The 21,112-nt window shown below is 32.3% G+C and carries 20 protein-coding genes; 10 read left to right on the top strand and 10 right to left on the bottom strand.

Features of this window, described 5'->3' with window-relative positions; all coding sequences use genetic code 11:
- Window positions 1–7 precede the first annotated feature (7 nt).
- Complete coding sequence (locus AC1EU5_RS08655) at window positions 8–1,708, top strand: hypothetical protein (protein WP_480191981.1); 1,701 nt, start codon at window positions 8–10, stop codon at window positions 1,706–1,708.
- A 70-nt stretch (window positions 1,709–1,778) separates the two neighbouring features.
- On the opposite strand, the gene AC1EU5_RS08650 is transcribed toward AC1EU5_RS08655, so the two are convergent.
- Genes AC1EU5_RS08650 through AC1EU5_RS08640 form a run of 3 tightly spaced genes read right to left on the bottom strand, consistent with a single transcriptional unit; the run spans window position 1,779 to window position 3,943 of the window.
- Window positions 1,779–2,861 (bottom strand): hypothetical protein, encoded by a 1,083-nt coding sequence (locus AC1EU5_RS08650; protein WP_480191980.1) that lies wholly within the window; start codon window positions 2,859–2,861, stop codon window positions 1,779–1,781.
- Window positions 2,842–3,402: a hypothetical protein gene (locus tag AC1EU5_RS08645; RefSeq protein ID WP_480191979.1), complete on the bottom strand. Its 561-nt coding sequence runs from the start codon at window positions 3,400–3,402 to the stop codon at window positions 2,842–2,844. Before AC1EU5_RS08645 ends, AC1EU5_RS08650 begins: the two co-directional genes overlap by 20 nt.
- The gene (locus AC1EU5_RS08640; RefSeq protein ID WP_480191978.1) at window positions 3,395–3,943 is read right to left on the bottom strand and encodes an RNA polymerase sigma factor; all 549 of its coding nucleotides are present in this window, start codon (window positions 3,941–3,943) and stop codon (window positions 3,395–3,397) included. Before AC1EU5_RS08640 ends, AC1EU5_RS08645 begins: the two co-directional genes overlap by 8 nt.
- A gap of 101 nt (window positions 3,944–4,044) precedes the next feature.
- Here AC1EU5_RS08640 and meaB point away from each other — a divergent pair, with 101 nt between their 5' ends.
- On the top strand, window positions 4,045–5,142 hold the full coding sequence (gene meaB / locus AC1EU5_RS08635) for a methylmalonyl Co-A mutase-associated GTPase MeaB (protein ID WP_480191977.1): 1,098 nt from the start codon (window positions 4,045–4,047) through the stop codon (window positions 5,140–5,142).
- Between the two features lie 13 nt (window positions 5,143–5,155).
- Here meaB and AC1EU5_RS08630 read toward each other — a convergent pair whose 3' ends face one another.
- From AC1EU5_RS08630 to AC1EU5_RS08620, 3 genes are read right to left on the bottom strand one after another with little or no spacing between them, the layout of a single operon-like run.
- Window positions 5,156–6,274: a peptidylprolyl isomerase gene (locus AC1EU5_RS08630; protein ID WP_480191976.1), complete on the bottom strand. Its 1,119-nt coding sequence runs from the start codon at window positions 6,272–6,274 to the stop codon at window positions 5,156–5,158.
- Window positions 6,271–6,807 (bottom strand): gliding motility-associated peptidyl-prolyl isomerase GldI, encoded by a 537-nt coding sequence (gldI, locus tag AC1EU5_RS08625; protein ID WP_480191975.1) that lies wholly within the window; start codon window positions 6,805–6,807, stop codon window positions 6,271–6,273. The genes AC1EU5_RS08630 and gldI overlap by 4 nt, the downstream gene beginning before the upstream one ends.
- The gene (locus tag AC1EU5_RS08620; RefSeq protein ID WP_480191974.1) at window positions 6,797–7,828 is read right to left on the bottom strand and encodes a DHH family phosphoesterase; all 1,032 of its coding nucleotides are present in this window, start codon (window positions 7,826–7,828) and stop codon (window positions 6,797–6,799) included. The genes gldI and AC1EU5_RS08620 overlap by 11 nt, the downstream gene beginning before the upstream one ends.
- A gap of 161 nt (window positions 7,829–7,989) precedes the next feature.
- Here AC1EU5_RS08620 and AC1EU5_RS08615 point away from each other — a divergent pair, with 161 nt between their 5' ends.
- Complete coding sequence (locus AC1EU5_RS08615) at window positions 7,990–8,406, top strand: nucleoside-diphosphate kinase (protein WP_480191973.1); 417 nt, start codon at window positions 7,990–7,992, stop codon at window positions 8,404–8,406.
- 83 nt (window positions 8,407–8,489) lie between these two features.
- On the opposite strand, the gene AC1EU5_RS08610 is transcribed toward AC1EU5_RS08615, so the two are convergent.
- The 3 genes from AC1EU5_RS08610 to recF form a co-directional block, all read right to left on the bottom strand.
- Window positions 8,490–11,984, bottom strand: a complete 3,495-nt coding sequence (locus AC1EU5_RS08610; RefSeq protein WP_480191972.1) for a choice-of-anchor D domain-containing protein — start codon at window positions 11,982–11,984, stop codon at window positions 8,490–8,492.
- Between the two features lie 73 nt (window positions 11,985–12,057).
- The gene (locus AC1EU5_RS08605; RefSeq protein WP_480191971.1) at window positions 12,058–12,357 is read right to left on the bottom strand and encodes a DciA family protein; all 300 of its coding nucleotides are present in this window, start codon (window positions 12,355–12,357) and stop codon (window positions 12,058–12,060) included.
- Entirely contained in the window at window positions 12,354–13,436 is a 1,083-nt protein-coding gene (gene recF / locus AC1EU5_RS08600; RefSeq protein ID WP_480191970.1) for a DNA replication/repair protein RecF, read from the bottom strand. The genes AC1EU5_RS08605 and recF overlap by 4 nt, the downstream gene beginning before the upstream one ends.
- 104 nt (window positions 13,437–13,540) lie before the next feature.
- Between recF and AC1EU5_RS08595 the strand changes: the two genes are divergently transcribed.
- From AC1EU5_RS08595 to AC1EU5_RS08565, 7 genes are all read left to right on the top strand, one after another.
- On the top strand, window positions 13,541–14,305 hold the full coding sequence (locus AC1EU5_RS08595; RefSeq protein ID WP_480191969.1) for a tetratricopeptide repeat protein: 765 nt from the start codon (window positions 13,541–13,543) through the stop codon (window positions 14,303–14,305).
- A gap of 8 nt (window positions 14,306–14,313) precedes the next feature.
- Window positions 14,314–14,787 carry a 6,7-dimethyl-8-ribityllumazine synthase gene (gene ribH / locus AC1EU5_RS08590; RefSeq protein ID WP_480191968.1) on the top strand — a complete coding sequence of 158 codons (474 nt, stop codon included), beginning with the start codon at window positions 14,314–14,316 and terminating at the stop codon, window positions 14,785–14,787.
- 114 nt (window positions 14,788–14,901) lie between these two features.
- Window positions 14,902–15,177: a riboflavin synthase subunit beta gene (locus AC1EU5_RS08585; RefSeq protein ID WP_480191967.1), complete on the top strand. Its 276-nt coding sequence runs from the start codon at window positions 14,902–14,904 to the stop codon at window positions 15,175–15,177.
- Window positions 15,177–17,006: a DNA mismatch repair endonuclease MutL gene (gene mutL, locus AC1EU5_RS08580; protein ID WP_480191966.1), complete on the top strand. Its 1,830-nt coding sequence runs from the start codon at window positions 15,177–15,179 to the stop codon at window positions 17,004–17,006. Before AC1EU5_RS08585 ends, mutL begins: the two co-directional genes overlap by 1 nt.
- A gap of 10 nt (window positions 17,007–17,016) precedes the next feature.
- Complete coding sequence (locus AC1EU5_RS08575; protein ID WP_480191965.1) at window positions 17,017–17,628, top strand: rhomboid family intramembrane serine protease; 612 nt, start codon at window positions 17,017–17,019, stop codon at window positions 17,626–17,628.
- A 14-nt stretch (window positions 17,629–17,642) separates the two neighbouring features.
- Complete coding sequence (locus AC1EU5_RS08570; protein ID WP_480191964.1) at window positions 17,643–18,491, top strand: rhomboid family intramembrane serine protease; 849 nt, start codon at window positions 17,643–17,645, stop codon at window positions 18,489–18,491.
- A gap of 16 nt (window positions 18,492–18,507) precedes the next feature.
- Window positions 18,508–19,509: an endonuclease/exonuclease/phosphatase family protein gene (locus AC1EU5_RS08565; protein ID WP_480191963.1), complete on the top strand. Its 1,002-nt coding sequence runs from the start codon at window positions 18,508–18,510 to the stop codon at window positions 19,507–19,509.
- Here the strand turns inward: AC1EU5_RS08565 and AC1EU5_RS08560 are convergent.
- The gene (locus AC1EU5_RS08560; protein ID WP_480191962.1) at window positions 19,496–21,088 is read right to left on the bottom strand and encodes an ABC transporter substrate-binding protein; all 1,593 of its coding nucleotides are present in this window, start codon (window positions 21,086–21,088) and stop codon (window positions 19,496–19,498) included. The genes AC1EU5_RS08565 and AC1EU5_RS08560 overlap by 14 nt on opposite strands.
- Window positions 21,089–21,112 lie beyond the last annotated feature (24 nt).

Here is a 21,112-nt window from a genome sequence, read left to right as displayed (position 1 = left end):
TAATAATATGAAAAAAAAGTTCCTTTTTATTCTTTTGCTTTTTGTAATAGTTGATGGTCATAGTCAACAAAAAATTGACTTCAGAAACATATCAAAAGAAAAGATATTTGTACATCTAAATACAAGCCTTTTGTTATCTGGAGAGACTATTTATTACAAATTGTATTGCATAAACGACCACAATAAGAAACTGAGTAACCTGAGTAAAATAGCTTATGTAGAAATTGTGGATGAAGATAAAAATCTCATAGATAACCAAAAAATTAAATTAACAAATGGTGTAGGGTATAGTGACTTTTTCATTCCTGCTTCAATTAAATCGGGAAATTATAAGTTAATTGCCTATACAAATTTAATGAGAAACAGTAACTATTACTTTACAAGTGATTTACTCATAGTTAACCCTTTTCATGAAGATCAATCTAGAATTATTGATACCACAATTGTCCGCCAAAACATAAAAGAAAATCTAAACAGAAATCAAAACAGCAAGCTCATTTCACTGGAGATAAAACCAAACAATTACAAAACTAGAGAAAGAGTGTTATTAAAGATAACTCCACTTTTAGAACAACTAATTGGAAATTTTTCTATCTCCGTAAAAAAGAAATACCCAATAGTAACAGCTGAATTGCCCTCAAGTGTGACTTATCAGAATACTTCTCATAAGGCAGAAAATATCTTGGGTAGCAGTTATTTCTTTATGCCTGAGTTTAGGGGTGAACTCATTAAAGGCAAAGTAATTGAGCGGAAAACAAATAACCCTGCGGAAAATTTAAAGGTAACGCTTTCTATACCTGAAACAGAACCAATATTCAAAATATCAAATACAAATAAAGATGGAACCTTTTACTTTAATATCCATAAAGGTTATGAGAACCCTTTTGCGATTATTGAAATAATTGGAGATACTTCGAATAAATTTGAGGTCGTAATACCTGAAAAAAAAGGAATAAATTATGACCAATTTAAGTTTGAAAAAAAATACTATTTGAATAAAAAACATGCCAATATCCTTCTCTCTAAAAGTATAAGTAATCAAATTGAAAACTCGTTTAAAAGTGTTAAACAAGATTCTACAAAAGCAATTAAGGCTAAAACCCAATTTTATGGATCTATAGGTAAAGATTACAATTTAGATGATTTTAAAAGATTTTCAACCCTTAAGGAGACTTTTGTAGAAGTTGTTGAGAATGCCTGGGTTGTGAAAAAAAATGGAAAAAATTATTTTAAAATAAGACGCAATCTCAACTCAATTGATTTTGAGTTGCCTACTTTGCTGCTTGTTGATGGTGTTTTAATTCAAGAACATGATGAAATTATGGATTTAGACCCTAAAAGGATAAAAAAAATAAGTATAGTAAGAGATCAATATATGTATGGCCCACATATATTTGAGGGAGTAATATCAATTGAGACGTTTAATGGTAATTTTCTAAGTTCTAAAGGCAAGAAAATAATTAAATTATTCAAACCATCTCCTGAGAAAGAATATTTCTCCCCTAATTATTCTGAAAATCAAAGTAGTAAAAGGATACCAGATTATAGAGATCAATTGCTTTGGAATCCAAACATAACTTTAAATAATGAGGGAATAACTGTTGAATTTTACACTTCAGATGAAAAAGGAAATTATGAAGTAAGCCTAGAAGGTTTCACAAGTAAAGGTGAACCTATTTCAATTAAACAAAATATAACTGTTAATTAAGAACAAGAGTATAATCATTAAAGATTAGCAGGGCCATTTCAAAAATAATGATCCTGCTAATTATTTAAAACTATTTCGGAAAACTCATTGAGCCATATCTTACGTTCATATTAAACTTTGCATCTTTTGGCGCTCTTATTACAATATGTCTCTTAATTTTTAGATTATCACGTTTTTTTAGAAATGATTGAATTTCTTTTCGGTTCCTATCTCTGGCTTCTTGGCGTTTAACTAATGCTAATTTACGTTGTTCAGCACGCTCTTTATTTCTTTCTTTCAATCTAGTTTTCAACTCTTTTTGACGTTCATCATGTCGCTTTTTCCGTTCTTCATAGCGTTTTTCTAATTCTTTCATTCTCTTCTCTCTAGCTTCGCGTGATCTTTCTAAAGCCTCTTCAACTCTTTCAGCAATCTGCTCTGCGCGTTCTTCGTCGTCATTTGTAAAACTCCAATTGTAAAAAGATTTATCACTTCCTTTTTTTGATTTTATAGAAATAGAATTCTTTCTAACAGTAACATCCGCATTTTTACCTATTAAATCTTCATTCTCTTTTTTCCAGCGATCTAGATACCCCTTATCTTTCTTATACTCTTCATAATCAAATTTTGATGGCATAGGGGGTAAATCTGGGATGACAATATTCAATTCAGGGAATTCCGGAAGTTCTGGCAACTCAGGGAGCTCCGGAATTTCGGGTATAACAAAGTCAATAGAGTCTAAAATATCCAAACTACGAATGGAAACATCTGGCATTACAAAAACAAAATCATTCCCACCATTAGAATCTCTGTGAAAAACTTCATAGTCAGGTGAATCAAAATTAAATGAATTAATATTTATAAAGCTATTTGATCTTGATTTAACATTAATCTTACTAGAATTTCCATAGGCCTCGAATTCCCATTTATCATAAAACTCATCACGCATTTTATTATCAATCTCCTCGCCTTCAACCTTCATAAAAGCTTCTACCACAACTTCATTTTTATCCCAGGTAATAATCTCAATATCTGTATGACGTGTATTAACATCTATAACTACATCAGGTTTTACTTTAAATTCTTCTTTAAAATCTTTTTTATTATTTTGAGCACTGGCAATCAACCCAAAAACTGCTATTAAAATTGCCAGTCTAAATCGTACTATCTTCATTTTTAATATTATTTCTTGTTTGTAATTCGTTTAACTGATCTTTTAATTGCAATAATAATTGCAAACGGAGTTGAAGATTGGTTATCAAAGCATTAATGGTCTTTTCATTGATTCCTTTTTCAGCCAGCTCTTTATTTAATCGTTCATAATCCCTATCTAGTTTACCTATTTTCTCCAAATAATCATCTAATAATTTTTGATTTCCTGGTGTCTCTTCTAAACCAGCCAATTCATAATTAATTGCCGATAAATAGTAGTTCTCAACCTTTTGCATTTCGGGTGATACATTTCCTAAACTAGTGAACTTCAATTGAGATACTTCAGTTGCTATAGTACCTGTTGGTTTTTCTGTGTTAAAAAAGTAATATCCCAAGCTCACCAGCACTAACAAGGAAGCCGCTATCTTTAAAAAGAAAAAATTACTTTTCCTTTTATTAGAAGATAGTTTACCTAATCTATCTTCAAAGCGCTTTCTATGATCTTTAGGAAGTTCATACTGCGAGTCTGTTTCCTTTAAAATCTGTCTAATATCTTTAGGCATAATTATATTGTTTTAATAATTCCTTTAATTTGTTTTTTCCACGATGCAATTGCGACCTTGAAGAAACTTCAGAAATACTTAGTATTTGTGAAATTTCCTGATGATCATAACCTTCTAATAAAAAAAGTTTTATAACCACTTGATATTTTTCAGGTAATTGCTCAATAGCATCTTTAACATGCTCAACTGTTGTGCCGTTATCAACTTCCCAATTATCTTCATCAGCAATTTGGATTTTCTGATTATTAATTGATACTATTGTCAACTTTCTTTTCTTTAACCAATCTAAAGAGCCATTAATTACAATTCGCTTTAGCCAAGCACCAAAAGTGACCTCACCACTGAAAGAATTCAAATTTTGAAATGCCTTAATAAAAGCTTCTTGCGTGATATCTTCAGCTATTGCAGATTCCTTCACAAAATTGAAAGCAGTATTATACATAGCTTTACAATACATATCATACAATTGTAACTGGGCTTTCCGGTTATTTTTTTTGCACCCAGAAATTAAACGTGATTGCAAAAATTTAGTTTGGCTCATTTTATCTTTTTGATTCTACTTTAAATACGATGAATTAGGTTAAGCGTTGCACTTTTCTACAAATTTTTATTCTAAATTTACATTTTATCGCTTATGCGGATATGGATAAACCAAAAAAACATACAAGTGCTTTACATGAACTTGAAGGTATTGAGGTACCAAAAGCAACTGATGCAGAGTCGATCAATAAGATAAAAGTTAGCAGAAATAAGCTCCCTAATACCAAAGAATTTGTTGAGCATATTTTAAAAGGCAATCGTACTTATTTGAGCAGGGCCATTACTTTAATTGAAAGTAATAATTCAAAACATCAACAACAGGCCTCAGAGCTTATTACTTCTTGCTTACCTCATGCCAATAAGTCCGTTAGAATAGGTGTTACTGGTGTTCCGGGAGTTGGAAAGAGTACTTTTATAGAAGCTTTTGGTAATTATTTAACTCAACTTGGAAAAAAAGTAGCTGTCTTGACCGTAGATCCAACGAGTTCAATTAACAAAGGAAGTATTTTGGGAGATAAAACAAGAATGGACACTTTGGTTACCAATGAAAATGCATATATCCGCCCTTCTCCTTCTGGAGAATCTCTTGGGGGAGTTGCTCAAAAAACACGAGAAACAATTATACTATGTGAAGCGGCAGGCTTTGATACAATTTTAATTGAGACTGTAGGTGTAGGTCAATCAGAAACTGCCGTTCACTCAATGGTAGATTTCTTTTTACTATTAAAACTGGCAGGTGCAGGTGATGAACTTCAAGGTATAAAACGAGGTATTATTGAATTAGCAGATGCTATTGTTATTAATAAAGCTGATGATGATAATATAAAAGCCGCCGAACTGGCTAAAACCGAATTTGCCCGAGCTCTACATTTGTATCCATTGAAGGAAAGTGCATGGCAACCAAAAGTGACTACCTGTAGTGCTTTAAATAATGTAGGTATTGATGTCATATGGAATAACATTGAAGAATATGTAACGCTTACTAAAGACAACAGTTTTTTTGAGCAAAAAAGAAATGCACAAAATAAATATTGGTTGTTAGAAACGATCAATCAGCAATTAAAAGATAAATTCTATGGTAATTCAGAAATTAAGAAAGAGCTAAAAGAGCAATTAAAAAAAATAGAAGAATCGAAAATCACTCCATTTGAAGCAGCAAATATTCTATTAAAGTGTTATCATAAAAAAAATGAGGCCTAAACATTCTTTTTTCTTATTCTATGTCCTGACTTTCATCAACAATCTCTACTTCAAAGATCAGGTCTGTATTAGGTGGTATTGGGCCTGAACCTTCTTTACCATAACCTAAATGCGAAGGAATAAATAGCATAGCTTTATCACCATAGTTCATATTAAGCATTCCTTCTCTGAATCCTGGCACTAAACCAGCTTCTGTACTATACACCATGGTAAACGGATTATAAGCACCCATTTTCTCTTTGCGGTCACTGTATTTATCAAACTTTTCAGCTAATTCTTTATAACTAGTATCAAATAAATTACCATCAGTAAAATAACCTGCATAATTTATTCTTACCATAGTACCCATTTTTGGTTTTATACCAGTCCCTTCTTTGGTAATATACATTTTTAAACCTGAAGAAAGCTCTTTTGCTTTTATTTTATTCTCTTTAACAGCTTTTAGAAAATCAGCTTTTGCTTTGGCAATTTGCGCCTGTCTTTTCTTCTCTTTTACTTCTAATTTCTTAAAATACTCACTAAAGACAAAAGGAGCATTAAACTCTTTAGCTTTCTTACCAACTCTTATAATTTTTACAGTATTTATTTTATCACCTACTGCAATACTATCAACAACATTTTGTCCTTTTTTTACTTGTCCAAAAATAGAATAACCACCATTTATACTGGGGTATTCAACATGAGTAATGAAAAACTGACTGCCATTTGTATCTCTACCTGCATTGGCCATTGCCAATACACCAGCTTTGTCGAAAGAATATAAGTGCGTACTGTCAGCCTTCAGAGGATGTTCATTTTCAAATTTATATCCCGGGCTTCCAGTCCCATTTGCATTAGGGTCACCGCCTTGAATCATAAAATCTGATACCACTCTATGAAATGTTAGACCATTATAAAATGGCTTTCCTTTAAACTTTTCTGAAACATACACATTTGTGCCTTCAGCGAGCGTAACAAAATTTGCTGTTGTAATAGGTACCTTCTCATAATCTAACGCCACTAAAATATCTCCCTTTACGGTTTCTACATCCGCATACAATCCATCTGTTAAATCTTTATATTTAGTTGTCTTGCAAGAACAAATGCTTATTAAAACAACAAAGAAAAGTATAGCTGTAATTGATCGGTTCATCTCTGCTTAATGATTTGTTTTAATTTAACTTTATAAATCAGTGGTTGGTTGCTTCCAATCTTTTTATAGCCTGAATAGCCATAGGCTTTGTGCGATGGAAAAAAAAAGGTTATTTCTTCTCCTTGCTTCATCAATTTTAAACCATCTTGCAAACCGGAAATTAACTCTTGTTTATCTACCAAGTAATTTCTAACACCTAACTCATCTTTTGAGTACAAAAGATTATTATTAATATCTCTTATTTCATAGCTATACATCACTTCATCACCTTTTACAGGAAATATAGTATTGGCAGAGTCTTTTGTATTATAATAATACCAAAATCCGTTTTCTGAAGGAATATAATTAATAGTAGTGTCTTTTTTCATTAAGTCTAAAAATGCTTGTTCCTCTGCTTCATTCATAACTCTGTTTCGTTCAATAGATTCATTTAAAAACGTTGAAGTCTTTTGTACTACAGGCTTTCTGGGTACTGGCTTGGCACAACCAATACACATAATCAGTACTAAAATTAAAAATACTTTATAATTCATAGGATGTATTTAATTCTTGTTTGTATTGAGGGAGTATTTTTAAAAATTTATCAATTGTATTTTTTAAAGAGTCTTCACTCCTTCCTCCAGCTGCATTGTTATGCCCCCCTCCATTAAAATGTGTTCTTGCAAATTTATTTACGGAAAATGTTCCTTTAGATCTTAATGACATCTTAATGATTCCTTGCTTTTGGTCCTCAATAAAAATAACTGAAAAGAACACCCCTTTTAATGACAATCCATAATTTACAAATCCTTCTGTATCTCCTTTTTTAAAATTTACTGAGTTCAGTTCTCGCTGTGATAAGGTAATGTAAGCAGTATTGCACTCGGCAACAACTTTTAAATTTTTTAAAGCTACTCCCAATAACTGCAGCCTGTCATAAGAATTGGTATCAAACAGATCATTATGTATCCTTGTATGATCAATGCCTATTTCCATTAGATCAGAAATAATTTGATGTGTAGCTTCAGAGGTGGCATGATATTTAAAGGAGCCCGTATCAGTTACAATACCAGCGTATAAGCAAGACGCCATATCTATGTCAATTAAACTAGAAGCATTTAGCACCTCTAGAAAATAATAAATCAATTCACTAGTTGAAGCTTTAGACGGATCAGAATATGTGAACTTAGCATATGCATCGGGTTGCTCATGATGATCTATCATTATATAATCTACATTAAGATCTTTAAGTACGTTGTACATTGCCTCACCTACTCTATGCAATGCATTAAAATCTAATGTAAAAATGAGTTGAGCATTTTGCAATACCTGCGAAGCTTTAGAAACATTTTCCTCAAAAATCAATATCTGATCTTCACCTGGCATCCATTTTAGAAATTCAGGACAGTCATTTGGAGATACCACAGAAACCTCATGATTTATTTTTTTAAGATAGTGGTATAAAGCTAAACTAGAACCATAAGCATCTCCATCAGGATTTCTGTGAGGTATAATAACAATCTTTTTTGGGGAAGCCAGTATAGCCTTAATTTCTTTAATCTCCTCTTTTTCCATTGCTTGCGAATATACAATTTAATACAATAGTCTCAATATTATTATCATGTTGTAACGTTTTGATCGAGTCGAAATCATAAAAGATCAATGAGTTAATCTTAGCTTGTAATTAACATTAAAAACTGTACTTTTGCGGCTCATTATTGAAAATTTAATTACGAATGGGAAATAGAACTTTTACAATGCTTAAACCTGATTCAGTAGAAAAAGGTAATATAGGAGCAATTTTAGAAAAAATAAACGCAGCAGGTTTTAGAATTGTGGCGATGAAATTAACGCAAATGACTCAAAGAGATGCAAAGGCTTTTTACGCTATTCATAGTGAAAGACCCTTTTTTGGTGAGCTTGTTCAATATATGACTAGAGGTCCTATTGTGGCCGCTGTTTTAGAAAAAGATAATGCTGTTGAAGATTTTAGAGCTTTAATAGGCGCTACGAATCCAGCTGAAGCTGCTGAAGGTACCATTAGAAAATTATACGCTGCTTCTATAGGTGAAAATGCAATTCATGGTTCAGATAGCGATGAGAATGCGGCTATAGAATGTGCTTTCCATTTTTCTGGCAGAGAAATGTTTTAGTACTTAACATGCTCATGCATTTATACAAAAACAAAAAAGCTCTTGAAATTTCAAGAGCTTTTTTGTTATATCAATTTTAGCTTCTAGTATCTTATTGCTTTTCTATTAATAATAACACCATCTTTTAGCTTTGCTTTAACAATAAGTATCGTTCCAGCTTTAATAGAATTTGGCAAGCTGAATTCAATAGCATTTGGTTCTATGTTAACTAACAATCTACCAGATACATCATATGCTTTTAATTCAATAACTTCTTGGTTAGACTTTACTTTTAAAGCATCCTGATCATTATACACAACGAAAGTTTCATTTATATCTATATCATCCGTACTTAACACTCCGCTATTAAATTTCAATACAAAACGTTCTTTTGAAGAATCTCCTGATTCTGCTACAAACTCATAATCACTTTCTTTCAGGTTATGAATAACTCCTAATTCATTATCAACAAGAAAAATATCCTGATTAGCTAACAAACCTTCAACATTATGTATTGAGATTTTTAATGGTCCATCAACTGAAGAATAAAACCCTAAAGCAACTTCTTTAGTATTATTAAATGGACCAAAACCTTGAATTGCAAGCGAGGTTTTGTCATCCATTAATGAGTAAAAACTAACACCTGAAAATCCATATTTTAATCCGTCATAACCAATATCAAAACCATCTGTTCCATCTTCCATAAAACCAATTAGTAATTGATTAAAATCTCCGTTGGAACTTGTCATATCTAACCAAACTCTATCTTTCTCAACAATATTCTTATTATTAGATTTAAAAAACTGCGTGTTATTCTGTCCATCTACAACTCTCATTTCATTTGTAAAATTAACACTACCAGCAATAAAAGCGCGTATTAAAAAACCTTGTCCTGAACCAACTATATTGGTAACATTTGGTGTACTACCACTACCAACCCCACCTACTAAATTATAAGTAACATAATCAGCACCATCAAAATTGCCGTTAGCATCAGGTGGTGTAGCATGTGTCCAAAACCAAACAGTAGCATCTGTTGTAACATCATTACCATTATTGATAGGTATATTTGCTTGACTCCTTAAAAATAAGTCTATATCTATAGCAGATGGATAAGGGTTTCCAACGATATTAAATCCGCCAAAATCACTTGCATTATCTAAGTTGGCACCAACAGGTACTGAAACAGTTCCATTATTAGGCGTACCTGCAAAATTCACTTGATATTGTTGTCCAGCAGTAATGGTATTAGGCGCTTGTGCAACATAGCCTCTACCTGCTTGCATAGAACCAGATGCTACCTGCCAAGAACCATTAGTACCATCATCTGGATTTCCCTGAACTCCTGTATCAGGTAATTCCCATTGAAAAATTCTATTTGGATCAACCCCTGGTGTAGGATTTACAAAAGCAGCTTCAATTGTTGTAGACACCGGAGATGACCAATATGTTAGATCTCTAAAATCATTTAAAGGTGTAGTTCTTTCTATTTTAGTAATTTGTCCTGAAGATACAATTGCCTCTTCGGTCATCACCAAGGCTTCGGTATCACCTATAGTCATTGAACCATTAATATTCAAATTTCCATCTACCAAAACAAAATTAGAACCAGATCCATTGCTATCTAAATTTACAGAAACACCTGCGTTTATTGTAAGATCACAGGCAGAAAGTGATCCATTTGCATTGGTATAAGAATCATCGATAAAAACTTGTCTTGTTCTATCAGCCGTGCCATTGCTCCATACTGCTGCAGCCCATGTAGTGCTTCCAGAAACTTGAGTCCCTATGGCGATATTCATCTCAGGTTCAGCATTATTTACCTCATCCAATGTTAAGTCAATAAATTGGTCTGCATCAAAATTTCTATTAGTTGGGTCATATACAGAAGCTGGTACTTCATCTGTACCACATCCTTTTACAAAGGAGATATTGGTTCCCCAATCAACTGTAGATGATTGACCAACAACACCAACGATATCAACTCTATTCACATATGTGGCACTCAACCCTCCTGTCGCCCTAGAGATTACAATAACATCATCTCCGTTAAATTGACATACATCAGAATCTATAATAGTTGCCGACCCAAGATTTGAACTTGAAGGTAATGAAGCGCTTGAATTTCTTCTGTAAACTAAAACTCCTCCTGCAGGAATTGAAGGAATCGACACCGCAACATCTGGTGGATCACTTTCAATATCGCCATCAATAGTGGCATTTGAATCTAAAAATACAGCTAAATTGTAAAAACCACCAATTGAGGCCTGCGTAGAAACATTTTTTATCTCTAACCAATTATCATTAACAGTAAGGCCTTCATAATATTGTGAAATAATTAACTGATTGTCTAAACCAACAGTAAAGTCAGTAGCTTCACCTTGTATAGTAAATGTATAAGGATCAGTTGCACTATTATTATCAATTTCTACAACCGCAGTTTTTGTACCTATAGTAGATGGATTAAATGTTATAGTAAACATATCGGATCCACCAGCTGGAATAGGTGTCGAAGGGTTAACGGTTACACTAAAATCAGCGGCATCAACTCCAGTAATTCTAATAATAGGACTTAAACTTGTCAAAATTAATTCATCAGTGCCCTGTTGGTTTGAAATCGTATATGTTCTTGTGCTACCTGAACCACTAATATCAGCATCTTCAAATATTGTAAAATCAGTCAAAGACGGCGTAACATCTCCACTTGAAATTAAATTACTATTACCAAATACCTCCATCAAAGGAGAAATAGGTACTCCAACACCAAGAACCTCAAAAAAGAAATCAACATCATTGTTACTAATTTGAATAAATTCATTAATGCTTGCTACAGATGTCGGACCAAATATTATGTCAAAATCAAAAGTAGAACCAGCAGGTATTGTAACAGGAAAAGAAAAACCAGTAGGTAATTGAACAGTGAAATCAGTTTGACTCAATAAACCAGTGATGCCGGTAACTATCAAATCTGAACTACCATTTTCATTTGAAATGGTAAAAGAACGTGCTAAATTATTACCTACAACAACGTCTCCATAATGTGTGTTATCTCCTGGAGAAGGTCCAAAAGTATTGTTAGGTATTTCAACACTATCATCACCAAAGACTTGTATACTAGGACTTGCAGCTCCAACTTCTCCTATGACTTCAAAAAAGTAAGATTCAGGTGCAGAAGGAGGAAAATTATTAACAATCAATTCAATAATTGCGGTTTTTGTGCCCCCTGAGGTAGGTATAAAATCAACAGTAAAAGTTGACGTTGCTCCCGCCGTTGCAGGGATAATGCTACTTGGATTTGCCGAACTAACAGAAAATTGATCTGCGTCAGTACCAGTAATATTTCCTAATCCAATCAATAAACCTGAATTTGTTACACTACTAGTAAAAACAAATGTATTGGTTGTAGTAGACCCTAAGGATTGAACACCAAAATCTGTACCCTCAGCAACAGAAGGTACATTTATTGTAGTTGAATTGTCTGATGCATCAATTTGATCAAGTGGGGTTCCGCCACTTAAAGTACCATATATTTGAGTTTGAGCCTGAACTAAACCTATTGAAACAATAGAAAATAGTAGCGTACATAGTAATTTTTTCATCATGTAAGTAGTTATATTATCCCTTTAATTTCCTTTTTCGTTAATATGCAAATATATAAATTCTAACTGTTTATCATAACAGTTTAATACTATTTATAACCGTTTTTTGAAGATGGTTATTGAGCATAGTAATGATCTTTTCTTTTCCATAACTTAACTCTTCTCGTAACGCAGAAGATGAAAGCTTTATTATAAGCGTATCTTTTTTTAATACAATTTCATTGGTATAACTCATTACTCCATTACCCATTACCTCCCCCCAAGCCTCTTTAACCAACACATTATCAATTCCTTGTCTTAACTTATAAGAATCTATCATTTCATTTAGGCTTTCACCTACAGATGTAAAATCATTCTTTCGCTTTTTCATCATGATAGCCTAAACAATTTGTATGTTTGATTTGTTTTCTTAACTACTCGCTCAGTTCTATCTGAATGTGTATCAGATATAAAAACTTGTCCAAAAGTATCTTCATTTACTAAATCAATCAACTTTTCAACTCTTGAAGCATCTAATTTATCAAAAATATCATCCAACAACAAGATTGGTTTCGTTTTTAACTGACTATTGATCAGGTCAAACTGTGCTAATTTCAATGCAATTAAATATGATTTTTGCTGTCCTTGTGAACCAAATTTCTTAATAACATGACTCTCTATAGTATATAACAAGTCATCTTTATGAATTCCCACCGATGTATACTGTAAAATTCTATCTTTTTCTAAACTATTTTTTAACAGCTCCTTAAAACTGCTTTCCTCAAGATGCGACTTATAGTTTATATTTACACTTTCGTTAGCGCCAGAGAGATGTGCATACTTTTTTTTAAAAATTGGAATAAAATCTTCTAAAAATTCTTTTCTTTTTTGATGTATTTGCAATCCATAAGCTACAAGCTTTTCATTGTAAATACTTAAATTAAGTGCATCAAAGGTATGATTTAAAGCAAAATATTTTAATAAAGAGTTTCGTTGTGAGAGTATTTTATTATAATTTAATAAATTTTGCAGGTATAATTTGTCCGACTGCGAAATTACACCATCCATAAATTTTCTGCGTACATCACTGCCCTCAGAAATCAAATTAGTGTCAGCTGGAGAGATAATTACTACAGGAATCAAACCAATATGCTCAGATATTTTTTCATATTGTTTACCATTTCTCTTTACAACCTTTTTTTGTCCTCGCTTCAGACTGCAACTAATATGCTCTTCCCTTTTTTCTTTTTCAAAAACGCCATCAACCAAGAAAAAATCTTTGTTATGTTTTATATTTTGTACGGCAATACTATTGAAGTAGCCTTTTGCATGTGCTAAATGATAAACAGCATCTAAAACATTGGTTTTACCTACTCCATTGTTACCAACAAGACAGTTAATATTTTGGTCAAATTCAAACTCAACTGAATCAAAATTCTTATAATTAACCAGAGCTATCTTTTTTAAATGCATATGCGGAGGGAGTAAGACTACAAAAAAACGAAATTTAGATCAAAATATAAGACCGCTTTTCAATAAAAAATTATAATTTTGCGCATCCAAAATTTAAAAGACGAATGGCAACTTATAAGAAGAAAGGAAAAGGCACGAAAAAACAGCAACAAACTGCTATTGAAGCTGAAAGTACTACTGCAGAAGTGTTTAACACTTTAGATGAAACTGCTTCTAAATCAGAACAATGGGTAGAAAAGAATAGTAAAATACTATTTGGTGGATTATTGATTGTTGCTGCAATCATTTTTGGTTATTTAGGTTATAATAAATACATAAAAGAGCCTAAAGAGATTGAAGCCGCTGATGAATTGGCATATCCGAAAAGGTTTTTTGATCAGGCTCAGGCTGCAACTGTCGCTCAGGATTCTTTATATAATTTAGCATTAAATGGCACAGATGGTAAATATGGTTTGTTAGATATTATTGATAACTACGGAAGTACAAATGCCGGAAATTTAGCAAAATATATGGCCGGAATTTCTTATTTAAGAATGAATGATTATGAAAGCGCTATTGAGTACCTTGGTAATTTTTCAACAGATGATGAGTTATTAGGAGGGTTAGCTTTAGGGAATATTGGTGATGCTTTTGCGGATATTAATCAACCAGAAGAAGCCTTAGAATATTATGAGAAAGCTGCAGCATTTAAAAGTAACGGATTTACAACGCCTCTATACCTATTAAAGGCAGGCAACACTGCACTTGACTTACAACAATTTGAAAAAGCCGAAAAGTTATTTACCAGAATTAAAGAAGAATATCCTAAGTCTGACGAAGCTACTGACATCTTGATGTACATCAACAAAGCTAAGTTAGCACAACAATAGAAGTCATAATGGCTACAACCAACCTATCAGAATACGATAAAGCTACAATCCCAAATGCGAAAGACCTTCGATTTGGGATAGTTGTTTCTGAATGGAATACTGACATTACCGAAAATCTATATAAAGGCGCTCATGAAACTTTAATAGCTTGTGGAGCTTTTGAAGATAAAATAGAGCGTATTAATGTGCCCGGCAGTTATGAATTAATTTATGGTTCAAAGCATCTCTTAAAAAGAGATAAATTTGATGCTATAATAGCTATTGGATGTGTTATTCAAGGAGAAACAAAACATTTCGATTTTGTTTGCGATGCTGTTTCACAAGGAATTAAAGACTTGAACATACTCTATGATTCTCCTACTATTTTCTGTGTACTTACAGACAATAATAAGCAACAATCAATAGAACGTTCTGGAGGAAAGCTAGGTAATAAAGGCGTAGAGTGTGCCATAGCTGCTATAAAAATGGCAACATTAAGATAGTTTTAACAAGCTACTTATACACAAAACTTGACTAAACTCCTTTATTTTGATACTTTTGAATTAGCATCAACATTGGTTTGATTATTGTGGATTTATCCATAAAAACTCTTTACTATGGGCATTTTTAAGCGAACACCAAAAAGATTTGAATACAAACCCAGATATTATAAAGGGGAAGGAAATCCGTTTGAGATCAAACATAAATTTGATGAGTTTAGAACCACAACACAAAAAAAGAATCTAAAAGGTAAATTTGTTGATGCCGTTGAAGATTTTAAGAAAAAAGATTCTGAAGGCACCAGTAAAAAAATATTTATTATTGCCATAATTCTTACCTTGATCTTCTTATACCTTATAGATTTTGACATTTCAATTTTCTTAAAAAAATAATGCCAGACATCATTCAACTGTTACCAGACCATGTTGCAAACCAGATTGCGGCAGGAGAAGTAGTTCAGCGTCCTTCTTCTGTTGTGAAGGAATTGTTAGAAAATGCCATTGACGCCAGAGCAACAGAAATAAAATTGCTTATTAAAGATGCTGGCAAATCGTTAATTCAAGTTATTGACAATGGTATTGGCATGAGCGAAACAGATGCTAGAATGGCTTTTGAACGTCATGCTACGTCAAAGATACAAACGGCTGAAGATCTATTTAATTTATCTACCAAAGGGTTCAGAGGTGAGGCTTTAGCTTCTATTGTTGCTATTTCTCATATAGAATTAAAAACCAAACCCGAAAATAATGAACTAGGGGTACAAATTAAACTGGAAGGAAGCAAGATCATTTCACAAAACCTTGTGAACACTCCTCCAGGAACAAGCATAGCAGTGAAGCACTTGTTCTATAATATTCCTGCTAGGCGTAATTTCTTAAAATCTAACACCATTGAAATGCGACATATCATTGATGAATTTCATCGTGTAGCCATGGCGCATCCTCAAATTACATTTGCTCTATACCATAATGATGGTGAGCTTTTTAATTTAAAAGAAGGTAATTTAAAACAACGTATTGTAGGTATTTTTGGATCAAAAGTCAATGAAAAATTGGTACCTATAGAAGAAGAAACAGATTTAGTTAAAATTTCTGGTTTTATCGGAAAACCAAACTATGCAAAGAAAAAAAGAGGCGAACAATTCTTTTTTACCAATAACCGTTTTATTAAGCATGGTTATTTTCATCATGCTGTGTTAAATGCCTATGATGGCCTAATTGCTCAAGGGTATCATCCTTCATATTTCTTATTTTTAGAAGTACCCAATAATACTATTGATATTAATATACATCCTACAAAAACAGAAGTTAAGTTTGAAAATGAAAAAGCAATCTATGCTATTTTACGCTCAACAGTAAAACATAGCTTAGGGCAGTATAATGTGGCTCCTGTATTAGATTTTAATAAAGATGCCAATTTAGATGTTCCTTATGATTTTAAGAATAAACAAGCTCCTACGCCAAAAGTATCAGTAGACCCTTCTTTCAATCCTTTTGAAGTAGAGAAAGGTCGGCATTCCATAAAAAGAAAACAACAAGAATCTAAGTGGGATTCTCTTTATGTAAATGTAAAAGATGATGCATTGGCTGTGGAACATATAGAAGTAGAAGCACAAGAAGTAACTAAGGAACTATTTGATGAACAGTCTTTAAGTGCTAATGCCAAGACATTTCAAATACATCAAAAATATATACTAAGTGTTATTAAATCTGGCTTTGTATTGATAGACCAGCATTTAGCACATCAACGTATTCTTTATGAAGAATTCTTGACCAAAATAACACTAGATGAATCGGCTAGTCAACAATTATTATTTCCAATAGAAGTTAATTTTACATCTCTTGAAACAGATTTAATCAAAAATATGAGGTCAGATCTTGAAAGTGTAGGTTTTCAATTTGACAGTATCGTTTCTGACAGTATAGTAATTAAAGGAATACCAATGCTAATTAAAGAGAATGAAATTAAAACCATTCTAGAAGAATTATTAGAAAATTTACGTCATGAAATTCCTGAGTCAAGTTTCAGTCAATTAGATATTCTGGCAAAAAGCCTGGCAAAAAGCCTGGCTATAAAAAACGGAGTTAAATTGTCAACCAGAGAACAGGAAGAACTCATTGAACAATTGTTTTCATGTAAAGAACCAAACCATTCTCCCTATGGTAAAAATACCTTTACCACCTTCTCAAGAGATGAAATTGAACTAAAATTTAATAATTAATCAAACCCATATGGGAAAATTAACCGAAGCTATAAAGCATTTATTGATTATTAATGTGCTGTTTTATGCAGCTACTTATTTTATTCCTGATATGCAGGATAAAATGTTTGAACTTTTTGCTTTGTTTTATCCAACTAGTGACTTTTTTAAACCCTGGCAGTATGTTTCGCATATGTTTATGCATGGTAGTACTATGCATATCATTTTTAACATGTACGCTTTATGGGCCTTTGGGTCTCCTTTAGAGCAAATGTGGGGACGCAATAAATTTTTCTTTTTCTATTTTTCAGCAGGTCTGGGAGCAGCTTTAATTTATACACTAGCTAACTATTATTTTCAAGATTATGAAGCTGTGGCCGTTGGTGCATCAGGAGCTGTATATGGCGTTTTAGTGGCTTTCGGCATGAATTTTCCGAATGCCAAATTGGCTTTGATTTTTTTCCCGGTACCCATAGCTGCTAAATATTTTATTCCATTAATTGTGTTTGGAGACTTATTTTTTGGTTTCACCAAATATTCTGTTGGCAATATCGCTCACTTTGCTCATATTGGTGGCGCATTAATTGGCTTTTTAATTATGCTCTACTGGAAACAAAATCAATTTCAGCGTTGGGATAAATAAAAAATAGGTTGCAATTGAGCTTTATAGATCAAATACAGTATAGATTAAAAACTGCAAATGTAGTACAACAAATTATTTACATTACCATTGCCGTTTTCTTAATTTCTTATACTATAGATGCTCTATCATTTTTAATGAATTCTGATAGCAGAGTACTATTTAACTGGTTTTCACTCCCTGCTAATTTTGGCGATTTTCTATCGCAACCATGGTCTATCATAACCTATGGTTTTTTACATGGTGGCTTTTGGCATATCTTATTTAATCTGTTACTGCTTTATTATGTTGGAATCATCTTCTTAGATTTCTTCTCTAAAGAGCAGTTTCTTACTTATTATTTTTTCGGAATTATTTCAGGAGGCATTGTTTTTATGTTGAGTTATAATTATTTTCCTGCGCTTAAAAACGATACTTCATATTTGGTTGGTGCTTCAGCTGGGGTAACAGCTATTTTAGTTGGACTCGCAACTAAAGTACCTAATTATGCCCTTAATTTTAGGTTTATTGGCTCAATAAAATTGTGGTATATAGCTGTAGGGTTCATAATATTAGACATAGTTCAAATACCTCTGGGTAACACTGGTGGTAGACTAGCTCATTTCGGGGGTGCATTAGTAGGCTTTCTGTTAACAAATCAATTTAATGATGGAAAAAGCCTAAGCTCAATATTTTCTAAATCTACAAAACTAAAAAGAGAAAAACCTTTAAGAACTGTTTATAAAAAAAGAAACCCTACACTTTCAAAAGATAAAAATGAGGAACAACGAAAAATTGACACTATCTTAGACAAGATTAGTAAATCTGGTTATGAAACATTAACACAAGAAGAAAAAGATTTCTTATTTTCAGTTGGAAAAAAATAATATCCTACAAATTTTTATGAAGAAACTATCTTTTTTTAATAAGATCATCTTCTTAATAAATAACCTTGCTGCCATATTATTGATAGCATCTTTAATTGTACCTAAACTAAAGCCAACAACATTCTCATTTCTACCTTTAGTTGGACTTGCTGTTCCACTTTTAATTATTGTAAATTTATTTTTTGCTTGTTACTGGATTGCTATAGGTTTCAAGAAGCAATTCTTATTATCTTTCATAGCCTTATTATTAGGTTATTTTTTTTCTTCACCTATATATAAGTTTGACTCAAATTCTAATGACGAAACTGCAGACCAGCTTTCTATTATGAGTTATAATGTGAGAAAGTTTAATATTTATGAGTGGATTAAAGATGAAAATATTACGCTCAAAATACAAGATTTTATTAATAAAGAAAATCCTGATATTTTAATGTTACAAGAGTTTAAGGAAGATGAAAATTTTAAAATAAAACTTCCATTTAGTTTTACTTCTACATCTAATGTAGCTATATTTTCAAAATATCCAATTATAAATTCAGGTAGTTTAAAATTAAAAAGGCATCCTAATAGATCTATTTTTGTTGACATTATTAAAAACAATGACACGCTTAGATTATATACTTTTCATTTAAAGTCCTTAGGAGTGGTGCCTGAAGAAGATTATTTTGGACATTCTAGTTCTAAAAATCTAATAAAGCGCTTAAATTATTCATTTGAAATGCAAGAGGTGCAAGTTAATGATCTTTTAACTGAAATTCAAAAGTGCAAACATAAAGTGATTCTTGCTGGTGATATGAATAACAATGCATATTCATGGTCATATAAAAATTTGAAGGGCAACATGAGTGATACTTTTTTAGAGGCTGGGAAAGGTTTTGGTAAAACCTATAGTTTTAAGGGATTTCCTATGCGGATAGATTATATTTTTGTTGATGAAAGATTAAAAGTGAATCAGCATAAAAATTATAAGGTGAAGTACTCAGATCATTACCCAATTATGGCTACTATTTCTCTTTAGTAACTCGTTTTAAATTCAATAAATTAATAGGATTAATACCTAAATCTTTTACGTTTTTCTGTGAAAACCGAACTACAGCATCATAATACAAAGGTACTACTGGAGCATCTGCTATAATTATGCTATCCATTTTCTGATATAATTCGTAACGCTTATTATTATCAACAGTTACGAAAGCTTCTTCATATAACATATCGAACTTTTCGTTTTTAAAATGCGTATAATTAGGACCATTAGGCGCAAAGTTCTTGCTGTAAAATAAGGATAGATAATTCTCGGCATCAGGATAATCAGCAATCCAGCTGGCTCTAAAAATAGGGAGTTTTCCTGTAGCCTTTGACTGGCGCAACGTAGAAGGCGGAATCACATCTACATTCACTTTCATTCCTAGCTTCTCTAACTCACGCTGAATATATTCGCAGAGATCTAAATATTGACTATTCGTTGTGATAGTAATTTCAGGATTTTGATTTCCAGTTTCCTGTTTGAATTGATCTACAAGCTCTTTCGCTTTAGCAGGATTGTAATCATATCCTTTTAATTTGTTAAAGGAAGGTAGACCTTTGGGTATAAAACCATTTATAGCCGGGGTGCCTATTCCGTTACGCATATACAATATCATTTTCTCACGATCAAATCCATAGTTAATAGCCTGTCTTAATAAATGATTTGAGGTAGGGTAACTTGGTTCTGTATCCATCATTAATCCTAAATATTCAGTATTTAAATAGGAGCCTGTTATTAAATCTAATTGATCTTTATATCTGTTTCTCAATTGCCCATCCGTTGTCAATACATCATCTTTATAAGATGCGTCTAATCCTGATAAAAAATCTATATTACCTTGTACTAATTGTAGGAACTCGCTTTGTTTATCCGGTAAAAAAGTGATAGCTACAGCTTCCAAAAAAGGCAACTTGTTTCCATTCACATCCTTTTCATAATAATAAGGATTCTTTCTGTATACTAACTTTGTATTCTCTACCCACATTTTAAATTGAAACGGACCTGTACCAATTGGATTTGACCGATACTCATTTCCGTAATGTTCAACGATTTCTTTTGGTACAACCGAACAATACTTCATAGATAGTAATCCCAAAAACGGTGGAAATGGTTTTTTTAAATTAATGGAAAACGTAGTATCATTTTCAGCCTTAAAATCAGCAACGTTTTGTAATACCCAACCTCCTGGTGAAGCCACATTTTTGTCTAAAAGCCTTTTAAAAGAATATTCAAAATCAGAAGCCTTAACCATTCTTGTAGAATCTTTACCGAACAAACGATGCTTATGAAACTGAACATTATTTCTTAATGTAAATGAATAGGTTTTTCCATCTTCAGAAATTTGCCAACTTTTGGCAATATCAGGCTGAACATGTAGACTATCATCTAGCTGAACCAATCCATTATATAATTGATTTACTGCCCATATATCTGCCTGTTTTTTGGCAAAGGCCGGGTCAAGTGAACTAATATTAGAGTGCTCATTATAACGAAAGACCTGAGAATCATCAAAAGAGGATTCCTTCTTAGAACAAGAAACAATGATTATCAATAAGTAAAATACAAATCCCAATATCAAACTCTTGCATTTGATCCT

This window comes from Maritimimonas sp. 2405UD52-3 (assembly GCF_056591715.1).
Note: the sequence above shows the minus strand (reverse complement) of the source record. Positions and strands in the feature narration are given on the sequence as shown.

Excerpts from the sequence above, each read along its gene's own strand:
- AC1EU5_RS08655 (WP_480191981.1), top strand. The coding sequence starts at position 8 with ATGAAAAAAAAGTTCCTTTTTATTCTTTTGCTTTTTGTAATAGTTGAT.
- AC1EU5_RS08605 (WP_480191971.1), bottom strand. The coding sequence starts at position 12,357 with ATGATGAAAAAGCGAAAGAATGATTTTACATCTGTAGGTGAAAGCCTA.
- AC1EU5_RS08565 (WP_480191963.1), top strand. The coding sequence starts at position 18,508 with ATGAAGAAACTATCTTTTTTTAATAAGATCATCTTCTTAATAAATAAC.
- AC1EU5_RS08615 (WP_480191973.1), top strand. The coding sequence starts at position 7,990 with ATGGGAAATAGAACTTTTACAATGCTTAAACCTGATTCAGTAGAAAAA.
- AC1EU5_RS08595 (WP_480191969.1), top strand. The coding sequence starts at position 13,541 with ATGGCAACTTATAAGAAGAAAGGAAAAGGCACGAAAAAACAGCAACAA.
- AC1EU5_RS08640 (WP_480191978.1), bottom strand. The coding sequence starts at position 3,943 with ATGAGCCAAACTAAATTTTTGCAATCACGTTTAATTTCTGGGTGCAAA.
- recF (WP_480191970.1), bottom strand. The coding sequence starts at position 13,436 with ATGCATTTAAAAAAGATAGCTCTGGTTAATTATAAGAATTTTGATTCA.
- AC1EU5_RS08585 (WP_480191967.1), top strand. The coding sequence starts at position 14,902 with ATGGGCATTTTTAAGCGAACACCAAAAAGATTTGAATACAAACCCAGA.
- meaB (WP_480191977.1), top strand. The coding sequence starts at position 4,045 with ATGGATAAACCAAAAAAACATACAAGTGCTTTACATGAACTTGAAGGT.
- AC1EU5_RS08645 (WP_480191979.1), bottom strand. The coding sequence starts at position 3,402 with ATGCCTAAAGATATTAGACAGATTTTAAAGGAAACAGACTCGCAGTAT.
- mutL (WP_480191966.1), top strand. The coding sequence starts at position 15,177 with ATGCCAGACATCATTCAACTGTTACCAGACCATGTTGCAAACCAGATT.
- AC1EU5_RS08620 (WP_480191974.1), bottom strand. The coding sequence starts at position 7,828 with ATGGAAAAAGAGGAGATTAAAGAAATTAAGGCTATACTGGCTTCCCCA.
- AC1EU5_RS08610 (WP_480191972.1), bottom strand. The coding sequence starts at position 11,984 with ATGAAAAAATTACTATGTACGCTACTATTTTCTATTGTTTCAATAGGT.
- AC1EU5_RS08650 (WP_480191980.1), bottom strand. The coding sequence starts at position 2,861 with ATGAAGATAGTACGATTTAGACTGGCAATTTTAATAGCAGTTTTTGGG.
- AC1EU5_RS08630 (WP_480191976.1), bottom strand. The coding sequence starts at position 6,274 with ATGAACCGATCAATTACAGCTATACTTTTCTTTGTTGTTTTAATAAGC.
- ribH (WP_480191968.1), top strand. The coding sequence starts at position 14,314 with ATGGCTACAACCAACCTATCAGAATACGATAAAGCTACAATCCCAAAT.
- gldI (WP_480191975.1), bottom strand. The coding sequence starts at position 6,807 with ATGAATTATAAAGTATTTTTAATTTTAGTACTGATTATGTGTATTGGT.
- AC1EU5_RS08575 (WP_480191965.1), top strand. The coding sequence starts at position 17,017 with ATGGGAAAATTAACCGAAGCTATAAAGCATTTATTGATTATTAATGTG.